21 protein-coding genes are annotated in these 23,532 nt (G+C 62.8%); 13 read left to right on the top strand and 8 right to left on the bottom strand.

Annotated elements, in window-relative coordinates; genetic code table 11:
- Positions 1-118: 118 nt before the first annotated feature.
- Genes XH85_RS03680 through XH85_RS03690 form a run of 3 tightly spaced genes read right to left on the bottom strand, consistent with a single transcriptional unit; the run spans position 119 to position 3,289 of the window.
- Positions 119-994 (bottom strand): acyl-CoA acyltransferase, encoded by an 876-nt coding sequence (locus tag XH85_RS03680; protein WP_128930787.1) that lies wholly within the window; start codon positions 992-994, stop codon positions 119-121.
- A gap of 40 nt (positions 995-1,034) precedes the next feature.
- Positions 1,035-2,015, bottom strand: coding sequence for an amino acid--[acyl-carrier-protein] ligase (locus XH85_RS03685; RefSeq protein WP_128930788.1), 981 nt, complete (start codon positions 2,013-2,015; stop codon positions 1,035-1,037).
- A gap of 56 nt (positions 2,016-2,071) precedes the next feature.
- Positions 2,072-3,289 (bottom strand): acyl-CoA dehydrogenase family protein, encoded by a 1,218-nt coding sequence (locus XH85_RS03690; RefSeq protein WP_128930789.1) that lies wholly within the window; start codon positions 3,287-3,289, stop codon positions 2,072-2,074.
- Between the two features lie 354 nt (positions 3,290-3,643).
- Between XH85_RS03690 and XH85_RS03695 the strand changes: the two genes are divergently transcribed.
- The 3 genes from XH85_RS03695 to mtnA all read left to right on the top strand — a co-directional run bounded on the left by XH85_RS03695 (position 3,644) and on the right by mtnA (position 6,188).
- A complete protein-coding gene (locus XH85_RS03695; protein WP_128930790.1) occupies positions 3,644-3,916 on the top strand; it encodes a phosphopantetheine-binding protein in 273 nt (90 codons plus the stop codon).
- 271 nt (positions 3,917-4,187) lie between these two features.
- The gene (locus XH85_RS03700) at positions 4,188-5,063 is read left to right on the top strand and encodes an S-methyl-5'-thioadenosine phosphorylase (RefSeq protein WP_128930791.1); all 876 of its coding nucleotides are present in this window, start codon (positions 4,188-4,190) and stop codon (positions 5,061-5,063) included.
- A gap of 18 nt (positions 5,064-5,081) precedes the next feature.
- Positions 5,082-6,188 carry an S-methyl-5-thioribose-1-phosphate isomerase gene (mtnA, locus tag XH85_RS03705; protein WP_128930792.1) on the top strand — a complete coding sequence of 369 codons (1,107 nt, stop codon included), beginning with the start codon at positions 5,082-5,084 and terminating at the stop codon, positions 6,186-6,188.
- A 121-nt stretch (positions 6,189-6,309) separates the two neighbouring features.
- On the opposite strand, the gene XH85_RS03710 is transcribed toward mtnA, so the two are convergent.
- Positions 6,310-6,945 carry an HAD-IA family hydrolase gene (locus tag XH85_RS03710; RefSeq protein ID WP_164940166.1) on the bottom strand — a complete coding sequence of 212 codons (636 nt, stop codon included), beginning with the start codon at positions 6,943-6,945 and terminating at the stop codon, positions 6,310-6,312.
- Positions 6,946-7,064: 119 nt separating this feature from the next.
- Between XH85_RS03710 and XH85_RS03715 the strand changes: the two genes are divergently transcribed.
- Together XH85_RS03715 and XH85_RS03720 are read left to right on the top strand one after the other, a co-directional pair.
- The gene (locus XH85_RS03715) at positions 7,065-7,823 is read left to right on the top strand and encodes a S1 family peptidase (RefSeq protein WP_128930793.1); all 759 of its coding nucleotides are present in this window, start codon (positions 7,065-7,067) and stop codon (positions 7,821-7,823) included.
- Between the two features lie 125 nt (positions 7,824-7,948).
- Complete coding sequence (locus tag XH85_RS03720) at positions 7,949-9,451, top strand: flavin-containing monooxygenase (protein WP_128930794.1); 1,503 nt, start codon at positions 7,949-7,951, stop codon at positions 9,449-9,451.
- A gap of 214 nt (positions 9,452-9,665) precedes the next feature.
- Here the strand turns inward: XH85_RS03720 and XH85_RS03725 are convergent, their stop codons facing one another.
- Positions 9,666-10,592: a response regulator gene (locus XH85_RS03725; protein ID WP_164940167.1), complete on the bottom strand. Its 927-nt coding sequence runs from the start codon at positions 10,590-10,592 to the stop codon at positions 9,666-9,668.
- Complete coding sequence (locus XH85_RS03730; protein WP_128930795.1) at positions 10,576-13,947, bottom strand: hybrid sensor histidine kinase/response regulator; 3,372 nt, start codon at positions 13,945-13,947, stop codon at positions 10,576-10,578. The genes XH85_RS03725 and XH85_RS03730 overlap by 17 nt, the downstream gene beginning before the upstream one ends.
- A 170-nt stretch (positions 13,948-14,117) precedes the next feature.
- Between XH85_RS03730 and urtA the strand changes: the two genes are divergently transcribed.
- The 8 genes from urtA to XH85_RS03770 all read left to right on the top strand — a co-directional run bounded on the left by urtA (position 14,118) and on the right by XH85_RS03770 (position 22,084).
- A complete protein-coding gene (gene urtA, locus XH85_RS03735) occupies positions 14,118-15,377 on the top strand; it encodes an urea ABC transporter substrate-binding protein (protein WP_128930796.1) in 1,260 nt (419 codons plus the stop codon).
- 130 nt (positions 15,378-15,507) lie between these two features.
- Entirely contained in the window at positions 15,508-16,434 is a 927-nt protein-coding gene (gene urtB, locus XH85_RS03740) for an urea ABC transporter permease subunit UrtB (protein WP_128930797.1), read from the top strand.
- Between the two features lie 17 nt (positions 16,435-16,451).
- A complete protein-coding gene (gene urtC, locus XH85_RS03745; RefSeq protein ID WP_164940168.1) occupies positions 16,452-17,594 on the top strand; it encodes an urea ABC transporter permease subunit UrtC in 1,143 nt (380 codons plus the stop codon).
- 226 nt (positions 17,595-17,820) lie between these two features.
- Positions 17,821-18,576, top strand: a complete 756-nt coding sequence (gene urtD, locus XH85_RS03750; RefSeq protein ID WP_128930798.1) for an urea ABC transporter ATP-binding protein UrtD — start codon at positions 17,821-17,823, stop codon at positions 18,574-18,576.
- Positions 18,577-18,586: 10 nt separating this feature from the next.
- On the top strand, positions 18,587-19,276 hold the full coding sequence (gene urtE, locus XH85_RS03755) for an urea ABC transporter ATP-binding subunit UrtE (RefSeq protein ID WP_128930799.1): 690 nt from the start codon (positions 18,587-18,589) through the stop codon (positions 19,274-19,276).
- A 27-nt stretch (positions 19,277-19,303) separates the two neighbouring features.
- The gene (gene fmdA, locus XH85_RS03760; RefSeq protein ID WP_128930800.1) at positions 19,304-20,533 is read left to right on the top strand and encodes a formamidase; all 1,230 of its coding nucleotides are present in this window, start codon (positions 19,304-19,306) and stop codon (positions 20,531-20,533) included.
- Between the two features lie 107 nt (positions 20,534-20,640).
- Positions 20,641-21,003, top strand: coding sequence for an FmdB family zinc ribbon protein (locus XH85_RS03765; RefSeq protein WP_128930801.1), 363 nt, complete (start codon positions 20,641-20,643; stop codon positions 21,001-21,003).
- Positions 21,004-21,043: 40 nt separating this feature from the next.
- Positions 21,044-22,084 carry an aliphatic amidase gene (locus XH85_RS03770; RefSeq protein WP_128930802.1) on the top strand — a complete coding sequence of 347 codons (1,041 nt, stop codon included), beginning with the start codon at positions 21,044-21,046 and terminating at the stop codon, positions 22,082-22,084.
- On the opposite strand, the gene XH85_RS44690 is transcribed toward XH85_RS03770, so the two are convergent.
- Positions 22,081-22,410, bottom strand: a complete 330-nt coding sequence (locus XH85_RS44690; RefSeq protein ID WP_164940169.1) for a hypothetical protein — start codon at positions 22,408-22,410, stop codon at positions 22,081-22,083. The genes XH85_RS03770 and XH85_RS44690 overlap by 4 nt on opposite strands.
- Before the next feature lie 285 nt (positions 22,411-22,695).
- Positions 22,696-23,514: an MlaD family protein gene (locus tag XH85_RS03780; RefSeq protein ID WP_128930803.1), complete on the bottom strand. Its 819-nt coding sequence runs from the start codon at positions 23,512-23,514 to the stop codon at positions 22,696-22,698.
- Between the last annotated feature and the right edge of the window lie 18 nt (positions 23,515-23,532).

Genomic DNA, 23,532 nt, shown 5'->3' on the forward strand with positions numbered 1-23,532 from the left:
AAGCGCAGTAGTTTACGGAGGGTGACTGGCGATGCAGAGATGCGCGTGACGGCGCGAATGCGGAGGTGCGCGCAAGCCAGCGCTAGCCGGGACGACACCAAATAGTGACAGATTAGCGCTACGGCCCGTACAGCACGAGCTCCGTATCGGTGAGATCGGCAAGCTGTGGCCGATGCGGGCCCTTGAAATATTTGCGGCCGCGGCGCTCTGTGTAGAGGCCGATGAGGCCGGAAAGCGGGCTGTTGCAATCGACGGCCACCGAGATTTTGCCGAACCGCAGCAGCAGCCGGCCGATCCGGCCGGCGCAGGCGGCATATTCGGCGATGTTGCGGCAGTAGATTAGTTTCATCGCGGGCGGCGCGATGAAGCCGCGGCGGATGCGCACCGGTTGCAGGATGAAGGGGAACGTTCCCTGCGGCGTGCGGCAGACCAGGCTGAGGCAATTGTAGCGTGCATGACGCGTCAAGAGCTCGGTCTCTGTGTCGGAAAGCCCCTCGATCGCCTTGGCGTGCTGCGAGATCACCGCGATCTTGCTCCAGCGCGGGGCACGCGCCAGCGCGGGCACCGAGAAGAAGATGCCGCGGCAGTAATCACGAAAGCCCTGCGTCTCGATGATGGGCCAGGTCCACGGCGCCGGGCTGATGTTGAGGTAAGTGACGTCCTTGTGCCGCTGCGCAATCTTGGTCAGCAGCGGCGCGTAGTTGCGATAGGCCGGATCGACATACCAGCTCGACAAATTGCACTGGATGGTAGTCTCTTCGCCGTTCTTGCGCGCCGTGTAGATCAGCAGCAGCACGCCGACCGGTGTGCCGTCATCCTCGAGCATGTAGCCGAAGCGCGGATAGCCCTCCGGCACGGTCCGGAAGGCCTGCCGGCGCAGGCCCTGGATCCAATAGTCACGCGAGCGGCCGACGAAGCCGCGCGTCAGGAGGTCCGCGATGGCTTCGACATCGGACTCGGTGATTTCGCGGCATCGGACCTTGGTGTGGATCACGCTCGTCTTGCCCGTGGAAATGATCAGCCTCGTGGTTTCGTTAGCGCCAGCCTTCGCCGTGGGCCTCGGCCGCAACATGCGGCTGCAGGCCCAGGACGTCCCGTACCTTGGCGGGCCAGGCGGAAAGATCGGTGCCGTGGGTGTGGAACATGGCAACGGCCAGGCGGTCCATGCCGAAGGCAACGCAGCCGGTATGGGCCGGCTCGCCATTGGCCTCCCTAATGTCCCAGGTCGTGCCGAAATGCTCGCGGTGATAGTTGAAGCTCATGCAGGCGGTCGGCTGCTCTTCCGAGCGCAGCGGGATCAGGAGCTCGAACTTCAGCTGCTGCTGTTTCTGGCTCACCGCCTTCATCTGGCCGACGCGGCCGAAGAAGGGATCGCTGGCATAGTCGACGCGGAAGGTGAGGCCGAGATCGCGCGCGATCGTCTGCGCGCGGACCATCCAGCGCTCGCGGAAGTCGGCGACGTCATCGGGGCTGCCGATGCAGACATATTCGCGCATCCGGAACGATTGCAGCCGGTCGAGATGCTTCGACGGCTCGCGGCGGAAGCAGTCGGCGGCGACGTCGAAGCGCAGACCGCCCTTCGGCAATTGGCCGCGGCTCGCCGCGATCGGGTAGACGGGATAGCAGGCGGCCGGCGACAGCACGAGGTCGGCCGGCGAGAGCGATGAGGTCCAGTCGCCGCCGGCATCGAAGCGGCTCACCGCGGCGTTGATCTCGCGTTCGGTGCCGTGCAGGCCGCAGACGCAGCCGAGCAGGTTCGGAAAGCTCTTGAGGTAGCCGGACTTCTCCAGCTGAGCCCGGCTCATCACCGGCGGAAAGCGCATCACCTCGGTTCCGGCCTCGCGATGGCCAGTGATCAGCGTGGCGAGCTTTTCGACGATGCCCTCATAGAGCGCGGTGCGGGCGTAGACCCCGTCCGAGCCCATGCGGTGGAACAGCTTGTCGGCGAGATGATCGAGCGGATCGATGATCTGCGGTGCGGTGTCGGGCGAATTGGGGAGGACGGCAATATTCATGGGTCGATGTCCTGCTATCTCAAAATTGTTCTTGTTGGTTCAGTCGCCAAGGCACCTTAGTCACGAAGGCTCATTGGCACGCCGCTCATCAGCGTCGCTGTCGCGGCGTTGGCGAGAATACGGTCGTTGTTGATCATGATCGGCGACGACAGCACGTCGCGCAGGTGACGGCCCATCGTGAATTCGCCGTCGTTGCGGTAGCCGGAAAGACCCGCGGTGCGCATCGCATGCATCACCGTCTCGACCGCGAGCTCGGAGGCCTGCACCTTCAAAAGCGTGATCGAGGACTGGAAGTCGAGCGAGCCGAGCGCGCGCTCGTCATGCTCAGCGCGGTCGAAAGCGTCGATGTTGGCAGCAATCAGCGCGCGCAGCTTGGCGAGCGACATCTTGGCGGCGGTGAAATGCGCCGCGGCCGGCGGCATTTGTCCGCCGGAGCTGCGGGCCGCCTTGCGGATGAAGGCCTGCGCACGGGTCACCGCGGCGGCGGCAATGCCGGCCCAAGCCGACGACCAGCACAGATGCGCGAATGGCGTCATGGTCTGGGCGTGGATCTTGTCGTAGGATTCCGGGAAGACGCGGTCGGCGGGGCAATCGACCTTCAGCTCGAAACCGGTCGAGCAAGTGCCGCGCATGCCGAGCGTTTCCCAGCCCAGCGTCCGCTTCAGCGAATAATCGTCCTTGGCGAGTGCCAGCAGTACTTGGTCGGAAGCGGCAGCGTCGGTGGCGCGGCGGGCGATGGTGACGAGGCCGTCGGCCTCGGCGCCGTAGGAGATGACGGTGGCGTCGCGTACCAGCGACACGGTATCGCCGGCGTGATCGACGGCGGCGGCGCTGGCGCGGATGTTGCCGCCGTTCTGTCCTTCGGTGGTGGAGGAGGCGAGCAGCCACTGGTCGCGCGCGACCCGGCGCATCATGGTTTCCATCCAGGGAATGCCGTGGCCGTGCCTGACGACGCAGGCGACCTTGGTCTGGTGCATCGCGTAGATCATCGCGGTGGAAGCGCAGGCACGCCCGAGCGTGTAGCAGATATCGGTGACGTCGTAGATCGAAGCGCCGAAGCCGCCGAACTCGACCGGGATCATGACGCCAAGCAGTTTTTGCTCACGCGCGACCTCGAAAGCCGTGTGGGGGAAGCGGGCGTCGCGATCGACCCCGTCTGCATCGGCCGCTGCGGCAGCGGCGGTCCGGGCGGCACGCTCGATCAGGGAAGGACCCTGCTCGAGAAAGTTCGTCTGCGTTTCGTCGACAGTGAGGACTGCTTCACGCACGTTCATGCTCGTCCGCCTCCGGTTTGCCGTTCGAGATCGCCGCCATCATTCGCGATGCCGCCAGCGATCCTCCGACCATCTTTGCTTGTGAGACGAGGCTACGGATTTAATTCAAATTCGTCGATGAAATAGAGGGTAAACAAATCCCAATTCCGAACGAACAGTTAAGGTCCGGTTGTTTGCATCACCGGAATTTCCGCGGTCGCGTTAAGACTGGAAGAGGTCTGAATTTTAGTCAATCTGAGTCATCGTTTACTAAGAAAAGCGAAGTAACCCTCGCGCCCATTGCGGGATCGACTGGCCGTGCCCATCGTAGCCGGCAGTCCGGTCCGCCTCCGATAGACAGATGGGAATTTGCCGATGCAGGCCTTCGATACCGACATGCGCAGTCGCATCATCAAGCTGGTGAAGGGCATCCTCGAACAGAACTCGCTCACGGCGGACATCACGCCGTCGGCGAAGCTCGTGGACGTTGGCCTGACTTCGATGGACATGGTCAATCTGATGCTCGGCGTCGAGGCCGAGTTCGACTTCACCATCCCGCAAGCCGAGATCACGCCGGAGAACTTCCAGTCCGTCGAAACGCTGGAGCGGATGGTCGCGACGCAGCTGCAGCCGGCAACGGCGGCTTAGCTCCGGCACAACTGCTTATCCGGCGTCGTCCCGGCGCAGGCCGGGACCCATAACCCCCGGGAGTGGTTGTGGCGCAAAGCTGGCAACCACGAGTCTCCGCCAAACTCTATCCTGTGGCTATGGGTCCCGGCCTTCGCCGGGACGACATCGAGCGTAAGGCGCTTGCTTGTGCTTCTCACCGCACCGGCATTGCCCCCACCCCCGTTCCAAAACCGCTGCAAAACTGGCATAGCTTAACCATGTCGCACAGCGCGGACGGGATGGAGCAGGCATGACGCAGGCGGTATTGGGCATCATTGGCGGCTCCGGCATCTATGATCTGCCGGGCCTGGAGGGTGCGCGCGAAGAGGTGATCAAGAGCCCCTGGGGCGAGCCGTCCGCGCCCGTGCGGCGCGGCACTATGGCGGGCCTGCCGGTCGTGTTCCTGCCGCGGCACGACAAGGGCCATCGGCTGTCGCCCTCCGACATCAACTACCGCGCCAATATCGACGTTCTGAAGCGGGCCGGCGTCACCGACCTGATCTCGCTATCGGCCTGCGGTTCCTTTAGGGAGGAACTGCCGCCCGGCACCTTCGTTCTCATCGATCAGTTCGTCGATCGCACCCACAAGCGCGAGAGCTCGTTCTTCGGCCGAGGCTGCGTCGCGCACGTGTCGATGGCGCATCCGGTTTCGCCGCGGCTGCGCATTCACCTGGCCGCAGCAGCCGAGGCCGAGGGCATCGCAATCGCGCGGACCGGTACCTATGTCTGCATGGAGGGGCCGCAATTCTCTACTTATGCGGAAAGCATGACGTACAAGACGCTGGACTACTCGGTGATCGGCATGACCAACATGCCCGAGGCGAAGCTCGCGCGTGAGGCGGAGCTCTGTTACGCTACCGTCGCGATGGTGACGGATTTCGATTGCTGGCATCCCGACCATGATGCGGTCACCGTGCAGGACATTATCCGCGTGCTGAACTCGAATGCCGACAAGGCGAAAGCGCTGGTGGCGCGGCTGGCGAAGGATTTTCCGCGCGAGCATGAGCCGTGTCCGATCGGCTCGGATCGTGCGCTCGACACCGCGCTGATCACGGCGCCCGAGGCGCGCGATCCCGAGCTTTTGAAGAAGCTCGATGCGGTGGCAGGGCGCATCCTGCGTGGTTGAGACGAAAGGCAGAATGCCATGAAGGTCGACGGCAAGCATTTTCGCAGCATCTGGCGTGAGCGTGACGGCTGGTCGGTCGGCGCGATCGACCAACGCAGGCTGCCCCACGAGTTCGTCATTGCGAAGCTGACGTCATGCGAAGACGCGGCAGTCGCCATCCGCGACATGCTGGTGCGCGGCGCGCCGCTGATCGGCGCCACCGCGACTTACGGCATGGCGCTCGCGATGCGCGAGGACGCCTCCGACGCCGGCCTGAAGCGTGCCTATGAGACGCTCGTCGTGGCGCGGCCGACCGCGATCAATCTGAAGTGGGCGCTAGACGAGATGCGCGCGGCGCTGGCGCCGATCGATCCGGTCGAACGGGCGGAGGCGGCCTACGCGCGTGCCGACGAGATCGTCGAACAGGACGTCGAGATCAACCGCGGCATCGCCGGCAATGGCCTGAAGCTGATCGAGGCGATTGCGGCGAAGAAGCCGGGCGAGGTGATCAATGTCCTGACTCATTGCAACGCCGGCTGGCTTGCGACGGTCGACTGGGGCACGGCGACGGCGCCGATCTATCTCGCGCATGAGCGCGGCATCAAGGTTCATGTCTGGGTCGACGAGACCCGTCCGCGCAACCAGGGCGCCTCGCTCACGGCCTGGGAGCTGGGCCATCACGGCGTGCCGCACACGGTGATCCCGGACAATACTGGCGGCCATCTGATGCAGCACGGCATGGTCGATCTCGCCATCGTCGGCACCGACCGCGTCGCCGCCAATGGCGATGTCTGCAACAAGATCGGCACCTATCTGAAGGCGCTCGCCGCGCATGATAATGGTGTGCCGTTCTACGTTGCGCTGCCGTCGCCGACGATCGACTTCGCCGTTCATGATGGCATCCGCGACATCCCAATCGAGCAGCGCAGTGGCGTGGAGGTCACTGACATGACCGGCCGCACCGCGGACGGCAGGCTCGAGACGGTTCGCATCGTGCCGGAGGGATCGCCCGTCGCGAACTATGCGTTCGACGTAACGCCGGCGCGTCTCGTCACCGGCCTCATCACCGAGCGTGGCGTGCTGAAGCCCGACCGCGCATCGCTGGCGGCGGCGTTTCCGGAGCGGATCGCCGCCGCGGCGGAATAGTCAGTTCGCCAGTCGGGCTCGTTCAACACCGTCATTGCGAGCGAAGCGAAGCAATCCAGAATCTTTCCGCGGAGACAGTCTGGATTGCTTCGCTCCGCTCGCAATGACGGAGTATGACGCGCTAGCTCAGCTTCAGCCTCGTCGCGGCCTCGAGCTCGGCGATGGCCTGGGCTCCGCTAGTCACCTTGATCGTGGTCATGCCCATCTCGCGCGCGGGTTTCAGGTTGACGCCGAGATCGTCGAGATAAACACAATTGTTTGGGTCAACTTTCAGCGTCTCGACCATCAGCCGGTAGATACGCGGATCGGGCTTGCGCAGGCCGATCTTGGCGGATTCGATGACATGATCGAACAGCGCCATCACCTCGGCCACGTAAAGCGTGCGCCCCGTGAGGCTGCCGATGGCGTTGGCCGGAAGGTTGTTGGTGATGCAGCCGGTCTTGAATTGCGCCGTGATGCGCTTCAGCGCCTCGACCATCTCGGGACGCAGATCGCCCTGGAGCAGCGGCAGCACGTCGCGCCCGCGCACCTCCGCGCCAAGTGCACGTGATTCCTCGGCGAACAAATGATCGAATGCGTCGATATCCACCTCGGCGCGCTCGAACTTGGCCCAGGCATTTTCCAGATGGTTGGCGGCGTTGGTGCGCCGGATGATGTCGATGGGCAGGCCACGTTCGGTCTCGAACCGGGCGAACGCCTCGAACGGTGAGCTCGTCAACACGCCGCCAAAATCAAAGATCACAGCTTCGATCGTCAAGGTCCCGCCCTCGTCAATTCAGTGCCAAGATAGCTGACAAGACGGCTAGCACGCGCTATCGGCGAGGGCCAGCCCGAAGCAAACTCCGCCCCTGACCGAACCGACTGCAAGACGTTCCCATGAAAACAATTGCGACATTCATCACGGCCGCTCTGCTGCTCGCCACGCCTGCCCACGCCATCGTCGGCGGCGGCACGCCGCAGGCGGATGGTGTCGCGCGCGCCATTGTCACGATTGTCGGCTCGCGCGGCAATTTCTGCACCGGGAGCCTGATCGCACCAAAACTTGTGCTCACCGTCGCTCACTGCGTGCAGCCCGGTGCGGACTACAAGATCGTCGATCGCGGCGCCGACGGCCAGCCGCAATTGCTGAACGTCCGTTCTGTCGCGATCCATCCGAACTTCAACATGCAGGCGATGCAGGCGCATCGGGCGACCGCCGACGTGGCACTGTTGCAACTGGAAATTCCACTCAAGGGAAAATCGACGGTGCCAGTCGGTGCACCGAATATTCCAATCCGCGTCGGCAGCCGTTTTACCATCGCCGGCATCGGCGTCGCAGTTCGCGGCGATGGCAAGAGCGGCGGCATCACGCGTGTCGCTGCGCTTATCGCCACCGGCCAGCCCGGGACGCTCCAGATCCGGCTGGTCGATCCCGTAACCAGCGGTGGTCGCGACGGAATCGGCGCTTGTACCGGTGATTCCGGCGGTCCTGTGTTCGAGGACAAGCCGAATGGCGCCGTGCTCGTCGGCGTCGTCAGTTGGTCGACAGGGCCAAACGGCGCCGACGGTTGCGGCGGGTTGACCGGCGTCACGCCGCTCACGCTCTACCGGGACTGGATCTTGCAGACCGCACGGAGCTGGGGTGCGGCACTGTGATTTGACCGCGACCTGATCTATGTCATCTTGAAGCGGAAGCGCGATGGGCGACACTGCCTGTCGCGGAGGAAACGCGCCGTCCGATCAAGGCCGGCCACAAAAACAAAGCAAGGCAATAAGTAACAATGAATGTCGCTGTTCGCGGTCACACCGCCACCAAGCAAGCTTCCGAACATTTCGACGTACTGATCGTCGGCGCCGGCATCTCCGGCATCGGCAGCGCCTATCATATCGAAAAGCAGCTGCCGGGTACGAGCTACGTCATCCTCGAAACGCAGGCGACGTTCGGCGGCACCTGGAACACGCATCGCTATCCCGGCATCCGCTCGGACAGCGACCTCCACACCTTCGGCTACAGCTTCAAACCCTGGGTCGGCCCGCCCATCGCGACCGCCGAGGAGATTCTCTCCTACATGAAAGAGGTGATCGACGACAACGATATCGCCCGCCACATCCGCTACAAGCACAAGATCAATTCCGCGAGCTGGTCGAGCGAGCAGAATCTCTGGACCATCGAGGCGACGACCACCGATACGGGCGAGGCAAAGACCTTTACCGCAAACTTCCTCTGGATGTGCCAGGGCTATTACCGCCATTCGGAGGGCTATACACCGGAATGGAAGGGCGTGGACCGCTTCAAGGGTCGCATCGTCCATCCGCAGACCTGGCCGGATGATATCGATCTCGCGGGCAAGAAGGTGGTTGTGATCGGTTCGGGCGCGACCGCGGCAACACTTGTTCCGAACATCGCCGACGAGTGCGCGCATGTCACCATGCTGCAGCGCTCGCCGACCTATTTCCGGCTCGGCCGCAACGCCATCGAGATCGCGGAGGAGTTGCGCAGGCTTCAGGTCGACGAAAAATGGATCCATGAGATCGTGCGGCGCAAGATCCTGTTCGAGCAGGATGCGTTCACGAAGCTTTGCGTGTCCAAGCCGGAGCAGGTCAAGAAGGAGCTGATCGGCCAGATCAGCGCGGTTCTCGGTCCCGAGTACGACGTCGAGACCCACTTCACGCCAAAATACCGGCCGTGGCGGCAGCGCATCGCCTTCGTGCCGGATGCCGATCTGTTCAAGGGCATCGCGAGCGGCAAAGCCTCCGTCGTGACCGATGAGATCGAGTGCTTCGTCGAGAACGGCATTCAGCTCAAATCCGGCAAGCTGTTGGAGGCCGATATCATCGTCACCGCGACCGGCTTCAATCTCGCCGCCCTCGGCGACATCGCCTTCGAGATCGACGGCAAGCCGCTCGCCTTCGGCGACACCGTCACCTATCGCGGCATGATGTTCACGGGCGTGCCGAACATGGTCTGGGTGTTCGGCTATTTCCGCGCGAGCTGGACCCTGCGTGTCGACCTCGTCGCCGACTTCGTCTGCCGGCTGCTCGGTCATATGAAGGCCAAGGGCGCCAAGAAGGTCGAAGTGAGCTTGCGCCCCGAAGATCACAACATGCCGATCCTGCCCTGGATCGATCCGGAAAACTTCAACCCCGGCTACATGATGCGCAACATGGACCTGCTGCCGAAGCGCGGCGACAAGCCGGAATGGCAGCACAGCCAGGACTACTGGGTGGAGAAGGACGAGATCCCGAAGACGGATCTGGACGATGCGGCTTTTGTGTATGGGTGAAATTTCTTAGCCTAGCGTCACACTTTCCGCAGTCGTCCTGGCGAAGGCCAGGACCCATTAGGGAGGTGTCGTGGCACAAGCAGGTAACTACGAGTCTTCGTCAAGCTTCTCCCTGTGGTTATGGGTCCTGGATCAGCGCTCCGCTTTGCTGCGCTTGTCCAGGACGACACCATTTATTGCGCAAGCGGCGCCTCAACTCACTCGCGCGATACGCTCACGAATTCCGCCGCGTCGCATTGGTCGCAATCGCCGCCGCAGCCGTCCGGTTCTCCACGCCGAGCTTGGCGTAGATCTGCTCCAGATGCTTGTCGACCGTGCGCGGACTCAGTCCCAAAATCTGCGCGATGTCGCGGTTGGTCTTGCCCTTGCTGAGCCAGGCCAGCACCTCGCCTTCGCGGGTGGTGAGGCCGAGTTCGCTGATGAATTCGGGCGGCGGCGCGGTGCCGGACTCCTTGGACAGCCGCAGCAGGAACTCGTTCGGCGCGGTTTCGCCCATGTAGTAGAACCGGAGTTGCGGATTGTCGGGCAAAGAGGCCGCTTGAGATTTCGAGCTGCCCTTGCTCCTGGCCTGATCCAGCCATTGCAGCAGTGATGGCGGCAGGACGAAGTCGTCGGCCTGCGGGCCGCGGTGGTCGGACAGCAGCCTTTGCGCCTGCGGCGTTGCCCAGAGCACGTTGCCCTGTCGGTTGACCGCGAACAGGAAGCGCCCGGAGACGTCGAGTGCGGCGCGCGCGCTCTGGGTCAGGCGGGCGTTGCCGAGATGTACGCGGATGCGCGCCAGCATCTCCTCGATCACGATCGGCTTTGTCACGTAATCGACGCCGCCGGCTTCCAGCCCGCGCACGATGTGTTCGGTTTCGGCAAGCCCCGTCATGAAGATCACGGGAACATTGGCAAGGCCGGCGTCGCGCTTCAGGCGGCGGCAGGTCTCGAATCCGTCCATACCGGGCATCACGGCGTCGAGCAGAACGATGTCGGGGGTGATCTGGTCGACGATGCGCATCGCGGCCGCGCCGTCGAGCGCCACCATCACCGTCATCCCGGCGCTATCGAGCGCATCGGTGAGCAGCCGCAGCGTCTCGGGGGAGTCATCGACAACAAGCGCGACATCGCGCTTCCTCGACTCAATGCTCATGCGCATGCAACGCCTTCAATGTGGTCATGTACTGGTCGAGGTCGAAGCGGTCGACCAGCAACCGCATTTCCGCGACGAAATCGGCATGCTCGGGATGCTCGCTGCCGATCTCGTCCAGCTTCAGCTGGATCCCCTTGACGTAGCCGATCTGGCCGAGCCCGATCAGCGCCTCGATGTGCCGGACCGGCGGTTTTGATCCACTCTCGGGCCGCCAGAACGGTGCCGTGATCTCATCCGAGCCGTATTGCCATTCAATCTTGAGGAGCTGACGAATCGTCTCCAGCAGCCGCGGGATGTCGATCGGCTTCATCAGATAGCCGTCGTGGAAGGGCTGCGCCAGCGGCGTGCCGTGGGCCTCCAACGCACTCGCCGACACCATCAGGATACGCGCTTGGTGATGGCCGCTCGCACGCAAGGCCTCGGCCACGGCCCAGCCGTCCATGGCCGGCATGGAGATGTCGAGCAGGAACAGATCGGGCCGGCAATGCTGCGCCAGCGCGAGGCACCCCGGGCCGTCGGGGGCACTGAGCAGGATGAAACCGAGCGGTGTCAGCACCTCGCGCAGGAGGTCGCGATGCACGGGGTCGTCGTCGGTGATGAGGATAGTCTTGCGCGCGCCCTGATAGCCGGAGACCGGCGCCTCCACCGGCGCGATACGCTGAGGATTGGTCACCTCCGACAGCAGGATCTTGACCTTGAACGTACTGCCGGCGCCGACCGTGCTCATGACCTTGATGTCGCCGCCCATGACGCCGGCGAGCAGCCGGCTGATGGTGAGGCCTAGGCCAGTTCCGGTCTGTGGCTGCGAGACACCGAGCGCACCGCGCTCGAAGGGCGCGAAGATGCGCTCGAGATCGTCGCTTCGGATGCCGGGACCGGTATCGATCACCTCGAACTCGGCGACGGGGCTGCGATAGTGCACGACAAACTGCACGCTGCCGGCCTGGGTGAACTTGATCGCGTTGGAGAGCAAATTGATCAGCACCTGGCGCAGCCGCTTCTCGTCGGCATAGACGACGAGCGGCAGCGAGGTGGGCCTCCTGAACACGAAATCGACGCCTTTGGCGGCGGCTTGAAGGCGGAACATGCCGACGAGCTGGTCGAGGAATTCGCTGAGGCGCACCTCGTCGCGTGACAAATACAGCCGCCCCGCCTCGATCTTGGAGATATCCAGGATGCCATCGATTAGGCCGGAGAGGTGATCGGCACTGCGGCGGACGACGCGGACCTGGTCGCGCGGCTTGGTGGCGAGTGTTGCGTCCTGCTCCAGGAGCTGAGCGTAACCGCTGATGGCGTTCAGCGGCGAGCGCAGCTCGTGGCTCAGGCCGACGACATAGCGGCTCTTGGCGAGATTGGCGGATTCGGCGACCTCCTTGGCGCGCTGGAGCTCGGCGTCGGTGCGCTTGTGCGCGTCGATCTCCTGGATCAGCAGCGCGGTCTGCCGTTTCGTTTCAGCTTCCGCGGCCCGGCGGCTCTGCTGTGCCAGCACGAACAGCCAGGCCACGACGCCGATGATGATGCTAAGCGAGAAGAACACCTTCCAGAGCACGTTGGAAACGAGCATGTTCTCGCCATATACGGTCGCCGAGGTCTGGAGATAGATCAGTCCCAGCACCAGCGCGACAAGACCCGCGGAGACCACGAACACTCCGATGTAATGGCCGAACTGCGAATTGATCCGCTGATAAATCGGCTGCGGCAAAATCCTGCTGAGCGCGTCGGAGAACTGCACCTGAGCGCGCGCGTGCGGCTTGCAGAGATCGTGGCAGCGGGCATCGAGCGAGCAGCATAGCGAGCAGATCGGGCCGGCATAGGCCGGACAGGAGGTGGTGTCTTCCGGCTCGAAACTGTGCTCGCAGATACAGCACTGGATCGCCTCGATATTGGCCCAGCTCTTTTTGGGCTTGCGCGCGATGTAGTATTTTCCGTCGGTAAGCCAGGCGATGACAGGCGCGGTGACGAAGGCGACGGCCAATGCGACGAACGCCGCGAGCGCCTTCATGACAGGGCCGAACATGCCATAGAATGCCGCGATCGAGACGATGGTCGCGATCGTCATGGCGCCGACGCCGACCGGGTTGATGTCGTAGAGATGGGCGCGCTTGAACTCCATCTGCGGCGGGCGCAGGCCGAGCGGCTTGTTGATGACGAGATCGGCGACCAACGCGCCGACCCAGGCGACGGCGACGTTCGAGTAGAGCGCCAGCGTCTGCTCCAGCGTCTTGTAGACGCCGATCTCCATCAAGAGCAGCGCCACCATGACGTTGAACACCAGCCACACTACGCGACCGGGATGACTGTGCGTCAATCGCGAGAAGAAGTTCGACCAGGCAATCGAGCCGGCATAGGCATTGGTGACGTTGATCTTGATCTGCGACAGGATCACGAACATGCCGGTGAGCGCCAGCGCCATGTCCGGCTGCGACAGCACGTATCGGAATGCTTCGAGATACATGTGCGCTGGCTCGGCCGCCAGCTCGCTGGAGAGGCCGTGGCTCAGCGCAAAGAAGGCGAGAAACGAGCCCAGCAGCAATTTCAGCGCGCCGAAGATGATCCAACCGGGCCCTGCGATCAGCAGGGCGATCCACCATGACGTGCGCGACGTGCGGCGGTCGCGCGGCAGAAACCGGAGGAAGTCGACCTGCTCGCCAATTTGCGCCACCAATGAAAATACCACGGAGGAGGCGACACCGAACAGCAACAGGTCGAAATGTCCGTTCGCGTCGCCGTGCTCGCCGGCGAACTTGCTCCACTCCGTGAACGAATAGGGATTGGCCCAGGCAATCGCGGCAAAGGGCAGGATATGCAGGATGACCCAGATCGGCTGCGTCCAGAGCTGGAAACGGCTGATCAGCGTGATGCCATAGGTGACGAGCGGGATGATCGCGACCGCGCTGATGAGGTAGCCGATCGGGCGTGGAATGCCGAAGCACATCTCGAGCGCGGTGGCCAGAATCACCGCTTCGATGGCGAAGAAGATGAAGGTGAAAGAGGCGTAGATCAGCGAGGTGACGGTCGAGCCGATATAGCCGAAGCCGGCGCCGCGTGTGAGCAGGTCAATGTCGATGCCGCATTTGGCCGCGTAATACGCAATCGGCACGCCGCAGAAAAAGATGATGGCGGAGACGACGAGGATCGCGGCGCTGGCGTTGGTGACGCCGTAGTTCAGCGTGATAGTACCGCCGATCGCTTCCAGCGCCAGAAAGGAGATCGCGCCGAGCGCCGTGTTGGCGACGCGAGCGGCGGACCAACGGCGGGCGCTCTTCGCGGTGAAGCGCAGCGCGTAGTCTTCCAGCGTCTGGTTGGCGACCCATTGGTTGTACTGGCGCCTGACGCGGTCTATTCGCTGCCGCCCTGCCACGCTTTACCCCACTCCAGATACGGACCCGGAGCCCCTCGCAATTTCCGTACCAAAAGCCTACGTCGGCATTTTGCGGTGCAGTATACGCGATCTTGCGTATGCTTGAGCTGCACAAATTCGAGCCATCCTCACGGCACCAACGCGTGTCCTCGAACAAAAGTGGGGTGCTCATGTCAGACGAAGCAAACAAGGGGCTGTTATCGCCGCTCCGGCGTAAACTGTTGATGGGAATGGCGGCCGTGCCTGTTATCACGATGCTGCCACGGGCATCTTTTGCGCAGGCCCCGGCGACGTCGGCAGTCAACACCACAGGCCTCGCGGTCACGGACACCGAGGTGACGGTCGGCATCCTGCACTCGGCGACCGGCACCATGGCCATCTCCGAGACCGGCTCGATCGAAGCCGAGAAGCTCGCCATCGAGCAGATCAATGCCGCCGGCGGCGTGCTCGGGCGCAAGATCAAGTTCATCCAGGAGGACGGCGCCTCGGACTGGCCGACCTTCGCCGAAAAGGCCAAGAAGCTGCTCGTCAACGACAAGGTCGCGGCGATCATGGGCTGCTGGACCTCGGCCTCGCGCAAGGCGGTGCTGCCGGTCGTCGAGCAATACAACGGCATGCTCTATTATCCGACCTTCTACGAGGGCCTCGAGCAGTCCAAGAACGTCATCTACACCGGCCAGGAGGCGACCCAGCAGATTCTCGCCGGCCTGAACTGGATCGCCAAGGAGAAGGGCGCGAAGTCGTTCTTCTTCATCGGCTCCGACTACATCTGGCCGCGCACCTCGAACAAGATCGCGCGCAAGCATGTCGAGAACGTGCTGAAGGGCAAGGTGGTCGGCGAAGAGTACTATGCGCTCGGCAGCACCCAGTTCAACTCGGTCATAAACAAGATCAAGCTGACCAAGCCCGACGTGATCTTCACCGACGTCGTCGGCGGCTCGAACGTCGCCTTCTACAAGCAGCTCAAGGCCGCCGGCATCGATCTCGCCAAGCAGCCGCTGCTCACGATCTCGGTGACCGAGGACGAGATCGACGGCATCGGCGGCGAGAACATTGCTGGCGCCTATGCCTGCATGAAGTACTTCCAGTCGCTCGACAATCCGAACAACAAGGCGTTCGTGCCGGCGTTCAAGAAGGCGTGGGGTGAGAAGACCGTGATCGGAGACGTCACCCAGGCTGCCTATCTCGGCCCGTGGCTGTGGAAGTTGACGGTCGAGAAGGCCGGCTCCTTCGACGTCGACAAGATCGCGGCGGCCTCGCCGGGCGTCGAGTTCAAGGGCGCGCCGGAAGGCTACGTGCGGATCCACGAAAACCATCACCTCTGGTCGAAGACCCGGGTCGGACGCGCCAAGCTCGATGGCCAGTTCGAGCTGATCTACGAGACCGCCGATCTCGTCGAGCCGGATCCGTTCCCGAAGGGCTACCAGTAAGGACCGCGGGGTCGCTCGCGTTCCCCTCTAGACCAAGCCGCTCCCTGGCGTGGATCGCAAGTCCATGCCCAAGACCCCGCGTCGCGAATCTGCTCGCGACGCGGGACCCTTTCCCCGACGGAGGACATCGATGTTCGGCGACTACTCGCTTGGTGACCTTGGCTCCATCTTCGTCATGCAGGGCTTTGCGGGACTGATCCTGTTCTCGGTCTACGTCCTGATGGCGTTGGGACTGGCGATCATCTTCGGCCAGATGGGCGTCATCAACATGGCCCATGGCGAGTTCATGATCTTGGGGGCTTACGTCACCTGGATGACCTCAAGCTTCTTCCAGGCCTATTTACCAAGCCTGTTCAGTGGCTACTTCTTCCTCGCGATGATCCTGGCTTTTGCCGCATCCGGCGCGCTGGGCATGCTGGTGGAATGGGTTCTGATCCGGCATCTCTACAAGCGTCCGCTCGACACATTGCTCGCGACCTGGGGCCTCAGCCTGATGCTGCAGCAGGCCTATCGCTCCGTGTTCGGTGCCCGCGAGGTCGGCGTCGAGCTACCGCAATGGATGCTCGGGTCGTTGCACGTGACTGACAGCATCGAGGTGCCGATCAACGGCGTCTTCGTGATGTGTCTCACCGTGCTGATCACCATCGCTGTGGCCTACGTTCTCTATATGTCGCGGTGGGGCCGCCAGGTCCGTGCCGTGGTGCAGAACCGCATCATGGCCGGCGCGGTTGGCATCAACACCGAGAGGGTCGACCGCTACACATTCGGGCTTGGTTGCGGCATTGCCGGTGTCGCTGGCAGCGCCTTCACAATGATCGGCTCGACCGGGCCGACGTCGGGCCAGCTCTACATCGTGGACACATTCCTCGTCGTCGTGTTCGGCGGCGCCGCCAGCCTGCTCGGCACCATCGCTTCGGCCTTCTCGATCTCGCAGACGCAATCGACGCTCGAATTCTTCATGTCGGGATCGATGGCCAAGGTGCTCACGCTGCTTGCTGTCGTCGGCATCCTGATGCTGCGACCGCAGGGTCTCTTCGCCCTCAAGGTCCGCAAGTAACGAGAAGCAGGCAAGTCATGATCATCAACTCACGCTTCTTCAATCGATCCGAACTCATGGGCTTCATCGTTCTGGCCGCAATGCTGTTCGTGATCCTGCCGCTCTCGCTGGATGTATTCCGCCTCAATCTGGTCGCGAAATACCTGACCTACGCCTTCGTCGCGCTCGGCCTCGTGTTGTGCTGGGGCTATGGCGGCATCTTGAGCCTGGGTCAGGGCGTGTTCTTCGGCCTCGGCGGCTATTGCATGGCGATGTTCCTCAAGCTCGAGGCGTCCAGCGTCGAGAACACGAAAATCCAGTCGACGCCCGGCATCCCTGACTTCATGGACTGGAATCAGATCACGTCACTGCCGCTGTTCTGGCAGCCATTTCACAGCCTCACCTTCACCATCCTCGCCATCATCCTGGTCCCCGGTCTCTTCGCTCTGATCATCGGCACCGCCATGTTCAAGCGCCGCGTCGGCGGCACCTATTTCGCGATCATCACCCAGGCCGTCGCCGCCATCCTCACCATCCTGATTGTGGGTCAACAGGGCTATACCGGCGGCATCAACGGCATGACCGATCTGCGCACGCTCAAGGGTTGGGACATCCGGCCCGACCACGCCAAGATCATCCTGTACTTCGTCGAGGTGGTGCTGCTGTTCGCCTGCATCGGCATCGCGCAGTTCATCCGCCTGACCAAGCTCGGCCGCATCCTGGTGGCGATGCGCGAGCAGGAGGACCGCGTCCGCTTCTCCGGCTACAGCGTCGCCAACTTCAAGATCTTTGCCTTCTGCATGGCCGCGGTCTTCGCCGCGATCGGCGGCGCCATGTTCGCGCTCAATGTCGGTTTCATGTCGCCGTCTTTCGTCGGCATCGTGCCGTCGATCGAGATGGTGATCTACACCGCGGTCGGCGGGCGCATGTCGATCTTCGGCGCGATATGGGGTGCGATCCTGGTGAATTTCGCCAAGACCAGCCTGTCGGAATCCTTCCCGCAACTCTGGCTGTTCGGCCTCGGTGCGTTGTTCATCGCCGTCGTGCTCGGCTTTCCGAACGGTCTATCCGGGCTCTGGGCCGATTACGTGCAGCCGCGCATTGATCGTCTGTTCGCCTCGCGCAAGTCGAAGTCGGGCTGGAACGACAACTCGGTCGCCGACGGCGCACCGGCAGAGTGAGGAGGCCATCATGCTCATCGGTCATCACGATGCCGATGCCACGCTGGCAGTGAGGAGATAGATCATGCTCATCGGTCATCACGATGCCGATGCCACGCTGGCAGTGAGGAGATAGATCATGCTCATCGGTCATCACGATGCCGATGCCACGCTGGCAGTGAGGAGATAGATCATGCTCATCGGTCATCACGATGCCGATGCCACGCTGGCAGTGAGGAGATAGATCATGCTCATCGGTCATCAGCCTAAGGAATTCCTGCTCGCGGTCTCCGGATTGACCGTCTCGTTCGACGGGTTCAAGGCGGTCAACGATCTCTCCTTCTACGTCGAGGAGAACGAGATCCGCGTCATCATCGGTCCCAACGGCGCCGGCAAGACCACGGTGCTCGACCTGATCTGCGGCAAGACCAAGGCGACCTCGGGCTCGATTCAGTTTCGTGGCAAGGAGCTCACGAAAATGAAGGAAAACGAGATCGTGCAGACCGGCGTCGGTCGCAAATTTCAGACGCCGTCGGTGTTCGAGGACCTGACCGTCTTTGAGAACCTCGAGATCTCGTTTCCGCGCGGTCGCACCGTGTTCGGCTCGCTGACCTTTCAGCGCGATCAGCTGGTGAAGGACCGGGTCGAAGAGGTCGCGGAGATGATCTTCCTCAAGGATAAGCTCAATACCTATGCCGACGAGCTCAGCCATGGCCAGAAGCAGTGGCTCGAGATCGGCATGCTGCTGATCCAGGACCCGGACCTCCTGATGCTCGACGAGCCCGTCGCCGGCATGAGTGTGTCCGAACGCGCCAAGACTGCCGAGCTGCTCAACCGCATCATCAAGAACCGCTCGGTTCTGGTGATCGAGCACGACATGAAGTTCGTCGAGGACATCGCGCACAAGGTCACCGTGCTGCACCAGGGCCAGATCCTCTCGGAGGGGACGATGGAGAAGGTGAAGAACGATCCCAAGGTCGTTGAAGTCTACCTCGGGCACTAAGGAGAGCGCGATGCTGGCAATTTCAGACCTTCACGTCGCCTACGGCCAGAGCGAGGTGCTGCACGGGCTCAACGTCAAGGTCGCGCCCAACGAGATCGTGGCGATCATGGGCCGCAACGGCATGGGCAAGACCACTCTGATGAAGTCGCTGATGGGCATCCTGCCGGCGAAAAGCGGCTTGGTGACCATGGACGGTGCCGAGCTCGGTGGCCTCAAGAGCTACGAGCGCGTCGCCAAGGGCCTCGCCTATGTGCCGCAGGGCCGCATGATCTTCTCCACCATGACGGTGAAGGAGAACATCGAGACCGGGCTCGTCGTCTCCGGCGGGGCGGAGGTGCCCGGCGACATTTATGAACTCTTTCCGGTGCTGCTGGAGATGAAAGGCCGCCGCGGCGGCAATCTCTCCGGCGGCCAGCAGCAGCAGCTCGCGATCGCCCGCGCGCTCGCGACCAAGCCGAAAGTGCTGCTGCTGGATGAGCCAACCGAAGGCATCCAGCCGTCGATCATCAAGGACATGGCGCGCACCCTCAAGCGCATCCGCGACGAGAAGGGGCTCTCGATCGTCGTGTCCGAGCAGGTCCTGAGCTTCGCGCTCGATATCGCCGATCGCGTGCTGGTGATCGAGAACGGCGAGATCGTTCGCGACGACCCGCGCGATGCCGTCGATGCCGCGCAGGTCTCGAAATATCTGTCCGTCTAACCAACTGTGTAAAAGGGGAGCATCTCGATGCCAGAGACACTGATCAAGGTCGATCTCACCAAGTCGGCCTATGAAAACGACATGGTGCACAACCGCTGGCACCCCGATATCCCGATCGTGGCCTGGGTCAATCCCGGCGACGATTTCATCATCGAGACCTATGACTGGACCGGCGGCTTCATCAAGAACAACGATTCCGCCGACGACGTGCGCGACATCGATCTGTCGATCGTGCACTTCCTCTCCGGTCCGATCGGCGTCAAGGGCGCCGAGCCTGGCGACCTGCTGGTGGTTGACTTGCTCGATGTCGGTCCGCTCAAGGAGAGCATGTGGGGCTTCAACGGCTTCTTCTCCAAGCAGAATGGCGGCGGCTTCCTCACCGACCACTTCCCGCTGGCGCAGAAGTCGATCTGGGACATCAAGGGCCTCTACACCTCGTCGCGCCACGTGCCCGGCGTGAACTTCGCCGGCCTGATTCATCCCGGCCTGATCGGCTGTCTGCCCGATCCGAAGATGCTGGATATGTGGAACAAGCGCGAGGCCGAGCTGATCTCGACCAACCCGACCCGTGTGCCCGGCCTTGCCAATCCGCCGTTCGCACCCACCGCCCACGGCGGCCGCGCCAAGGGCGACGTTAAGGCCAAGATCGGTGCCGAAGGCGCGCGCACCGTGCCGCCGCGCGAGCACGGCGGCAATTGCGACATCAAGGATCTGTCGCGCGGCTCGAAGATCTACTTCCCGGTCTATGTGCCCGGGGCCGGTCTCTCGATGGGTGATCTGCACTTCAGCCAGGGCGACGGCGAGATCACCTTCTGCGGCGCCATCGAGATGGCCGGCTGGCTGCATTTGAAGGTCGAGGTGATCAAGGACGGCATGGCCAAATACGGCATCAAGAATCCAATCTTCAAGCCGTCGCCGATCACGCCGAACTACAAGGACTTTCTCATTTTCGAAGGCATCTCGGTCGATGAAGCCGGCAAGCAGCACTATCTCGACGTCCACATCGCCTACCGCCAGGCCTGCCTCAACGCCATCGAGTACCTGAAGAAGTTCGGTTATTCCGGCGCCCAGGCCTATTCGATCCTCGGCACCGCGCCGTGCCAGGGCCACATCTCCGGCGTGGTCGACGTGCCCAACGCCTGCGCCACGCTGTGGCTGCCGACGGAGATCTTCGACTTCGACGTGATGCCGTCGGCGGCAGGTCCCATCAAGCATATCACAGGCGATATCCAGATGCCGATCTCGCCGGACAAATGACGCCGGGCTCCCTCTCCCCGTTCTTACGGGGAGAGGGTCGGGGTGAGGGGCTGTCTCCGCATCGCGGTAGCAGTGAGCTGTGTTGAACACGCATTGGGGATGATGCGATGCCGGTCTATGAATATCTCTGTGACGATTGCGGTCCGTTCAAGGACCTCAGGCCGATGGCGGAATGCGACGATCCGCAAAACTGTCCGCATTGCGAGACGCCGGCGCCGCGCGTAATCCTGACCGCACCGAATTTCTTCTGCATGCCGGCGGAGAAGCGCAAGGCGCATGCCGTCAACGAGCGCAGCGCGCATGCGCCGCAGACGCTGGCGCAATTCAAGGCTGCGCATGGTCCCGGCTGCGGCTGCTGCTCCACAGGCAAGACCACGTCAGACAAGAAAAAGCCCGCGCGTCTGATGACCAAGACCAAGAGCGGCGCCAAGGGCTTTCCCACCGCACGGCCCTGGATGATCAGCCACTAACTCACGCGCCAATCTCCAACAGAGCAGAGGACCAATTCAAATGCTTCACGGTGACATTTCCAGCAGCAACGACACCGTCGGCGTCGCAGTGGTCAACTACAAGATGCCCCGCCTGCACACCAAGGCGGAGGTGCTCGACAACGCCCGCAAGATCGCCGACATGATCGTCGGCATGAAGCTCGGTCTGCCCGGCATGGATCTGGTGATCTTCCCCGAATACTCCACCCAGGGCATCATGTACGACTCCAAGGAGATGTACGAGACCGCCTCGGTCGTGCCCGGCGAAGAGACCGCGATCTTCGCCGAGGCCTGCCGCAAGGCGAAAGTGTGGGGCGTATTCTCGCTCACAGGCGAACGCCACGAGGAGCATCCGCACAAGGCGCCCTACAACACCTTGATCCTGATGAACGACAAGGGCGAGATCGTGCAGAAATATCGCAAGATCATGCCGTGGGTGCCGATCGAGGGCTGGTATCCCGGCAATTGCACCTATGTCTCCGACGGCCCGAAGGGCCTGAAGGTCAGCCTGATCATCTGCGATGACGGCAACTATCCGGAGATCTGGCGCGACTGCGCCATGAAGGGCGCCGAACTGATCGTGCGTTGCCAGGGCTACATGTATCCGGCCAAGGAGCAGCAGGTCATGATCTCCAAAGCGATGGCCTGGGCCAACAATGTCTATGTCGCGGTCGCCAACGCGGCCGGCTTCGACGGTGTCTATTCCTATTTCGGTCATTCCGCGATCATCGGCTTCGACGGACGTACACTCGGCGAGTGCGGCGAGGAGGAATACGGCATCCAGTATGCCCAGCTCTCGAAACATCTGATCCGCGATGCGCGCCGCAACGGTCAGTCGCAGAATCATCTCTACAAGTTGGTCCACCGCGGCTACACCGGCATGATCAATTCCGGCGAGAGCCCGCGCGGCGTTGCGGCCTGTCCTTATGATTTTTACAAGAACTGGATCGCCGATCCCGAAGGCACGCGCGACATGGTCGAGGCGATGACACGCTCGACGCCGGGGACCGAGGAGTGCCCGATCGACGGCATCCCGAATGAAGCTGCGGCGTCCAACTACTAGCCATTGGCGGCAGAACAGGTTGAGCGGAGCTTGATGCCGGGATGACCAGCCATCGATGTGAATGGCGATCCATAGGCGTCGACGTTCTGACATGTCTGCGCATGCGCGGAATGGGAATAGCGCCCGGCAAAATCGTGGCGCGGTTGCCACATGGACCGTTGAATCTGTCCAAGTTGCGGTCCCGTTGGCGGATTCTCGATGCCCCGTAGCGCCCAGCAATTCTTCAACGGATCGCAGACCACGCCGAACGGTGCCGTCAATGGCGGCGGCGGCGTCTGGGACGCAACCACCACCAATTGGACGGACTCGTCCGGTTCGATCAGCACCGCTTACGATCCGTCGTCATCGTCTGGCACTGTGTTCGGCAGCGGCGGTCCCTCGACGCCGGCAAGGGCGTCGTCCGTTACGCGTGGTAGGCGCTGCCTATAGGGCCACGGTGGGACTGCCATCCTCCCCTGGAGGGGGAGGATCGGTTCGCATGTAGCGGAGCGCAATGCGAACCGAGGTGGGGTGACAGTCTCTCCGTATTTTTCACTGCCCGTGTGGAGAGATCACCCCACCCCGCTCGCGCTGCGCGCGATCGGCCCTCCCCCTCCAGGAGAGGGTAGGCATCACCGCTGCTGCTCTGGCCTGCGCGGCGGTCGCGGCGCCACGGGCGTTCCCGCCATCTTGTTGGCGGTCTCGCTGATATCGAGCAGCGAGCGGCGGATGTCCTCGAGGTACCCCGCCGATTTCTTCTTCATGGTGTCGGCGAGCTCGTGCAGCCCCTGTATCTTCTCGAACAGCTCGTCGGCCTTGCCATTGACGAAGCCGGGCACCACACCCTCGATCTTCGTGACCGCCCTGTCGAAGCCCGCGAAGGCGCTGTCGACCTTGGCCATGACCGAGTCGATTTCGCCGCCCTTGCTCCTGAGATCGGCAGTATGGTTCTCGAATGTGCGCAGGCCCTCCTTGATCGCAGGGGCGTTGCTCACGATCGTACGGTCGACGCTGTGCAGGGTCTCCACGATGGACTCCGCGTCGCTGAGATCGGCGGTCAGTACGGGAATGCCGTCCGAGTCCAGCGGCACCGGCGGCGCGGAGGGGGCGCCCCCGATCAGCGAGATCGCGGCAACGCCAGTCAGACCCTGGAACTCGATGCCAGCGACGGTGTCCTTGCGGATCGGTGCGGTGTTGTCGAGCATCACGAGCGCCACGATCCTGCGGGGACTGTCCAGCTTGATCGACAGGATCTGGCCCGCAGGCACGCCGTCGAAATTGACCGGCCCGCCGCGACGCAGTCCGCTGGCGGAGCCGCCTTCGAACACCACGCGCAACTGGCTGCGGCTTTGGATGGTGCGCCATTTCTGCACGCCCAGCAGGCCGCCGAATGCCACGGCGATCACCGCCAGCGTCGCCGTTCCGATCACAAGATTGCTCGCGCGTGCCATGCAGGGCGATTTTACGGC

The organism is Bradyrhizobium zhanjiangense, from assembly GCF_004114935.1.
Lineage (GTDB): Bacteria > Pseudomonadota > Alphaproteobacteria > Rhizobiales > Xanthobacteraceae > Bradyrhizobium > Bradyrhizobium zhanjiangense.

Bases quoted from the DNA above. Each gene is read 5' to 3' on its own strand.
- XH85_RS03685 (WP_128930788.1), bottom strand. From the start codon at position 2,015: ATGAATATTGCCGTCCTCCCCAATTCGCCCGACACCGCACCGCAGATC.
- XH85_RS03690 (WP_128930789.1), bottom strand. From the start codon at position 3,289: ATGAACGTGCGTGAAGCAGTCCTCACTGTCGACGAAACGCAGACGAAC.
- XH85_RS03695 (WP_128930790.1), top strand. From the start codon at position 3,644: ATGCAGGCCTTCGATACCGACATGCGCAGTCGCATCATCAAGCTGGTG.
- XH85_RS03700 (WP_128930791.1), top strand. From the start codon at position 4,188: ATGACGCAGGCGGTATTGGGCATCATTGGCGGCTCCGGCATCTATGAT.
- mtnA (WP_128930792.1), top strand. From the start codon at position 5,082: ATGAAGGTCGACGGCAAGCATTTTCGCAGCATCTGGCGTGAGCGTGAC.
- XH85_RS03715 (WP_128930793.1), top strand. From the start codon at position 7,065: ATGAAAACAATTGCGACATTCATCACGGCCGCTCTGCTGCTCGCCACG.
- XH85_RS03720 (WP_128930794.1), top strand. From the start codon at position 7,949: ATGAATGTCGCTGTTCGCGGTCACACCGCCACCAAGCAAGCTTCCGAA.
- XH85_RS03725 (WP_164940167.1), bottom strand. From the start codon at position 10,592: ATGCGCATGAGCATTGAGTCGAGGAAGCGCGATGTCGCGCTTGTTGTC.
- urtA (WP_128930796.1), top strand. From the start codon at position 14,118: ATGTCAGACGAAGCAAACAAGGGGCTGTTATCGCCGCTCCGGCGTAAA.
- urtB (WP_128930797.1), top strand. From the start codon at position 15,508: ATGTTCGGCGACTACTCGCTTGGTGACCTTGGCTCCATCTTCGTCATG.
- urtC (WP_164940168.1), top strand. From the start codon at position 16,452: ATGATCATCAACTCACGCTTCTTCAATCGATCCGAACTCATGGGCTTC.
- urtD (WP_128930798.1), top strand. From the start codon at position 17,821: ATGCTCATCGGTCATCAGCCTAAGGAATTCCTGCTCGCGGTCTCCGGA.
- urtE (WP_128930799.1), top strand. From the start codon at position 18,587: ATGCTGGCAATTTCAGACCTTCACGTCGCCTACGGCCAGAGCGAGGTG.
- fmdA (WP_128930800.1), top strand. From the start codon at position 19,304: ATGCCAGAGACACTGATCAAGGTCGATCTCACCAAGTCGGCCTATGAA.
- XH85_RS03765 (WP_128930801.1), top strand. From the start codon at position 20,641: ATGCCGGTCTATGAATATCTCTGTGACGATTGCGGTCCGTTCAAGGAC.
- XH85_RS03770 (WP_128930802.1), top strand. From the start codon at position 21,044: ATGCTTCACGGTGACATTTCCAGCAGCAACGACACCGTCGGCGTCGCA.
- XH85_RS03780 (WP_128930803.1), bottom strand. From the start codon at position 23,514: ATGGCACGCGCGAGCAATCTTGTGATCGGAACGGCGACGCTGGCGGTG.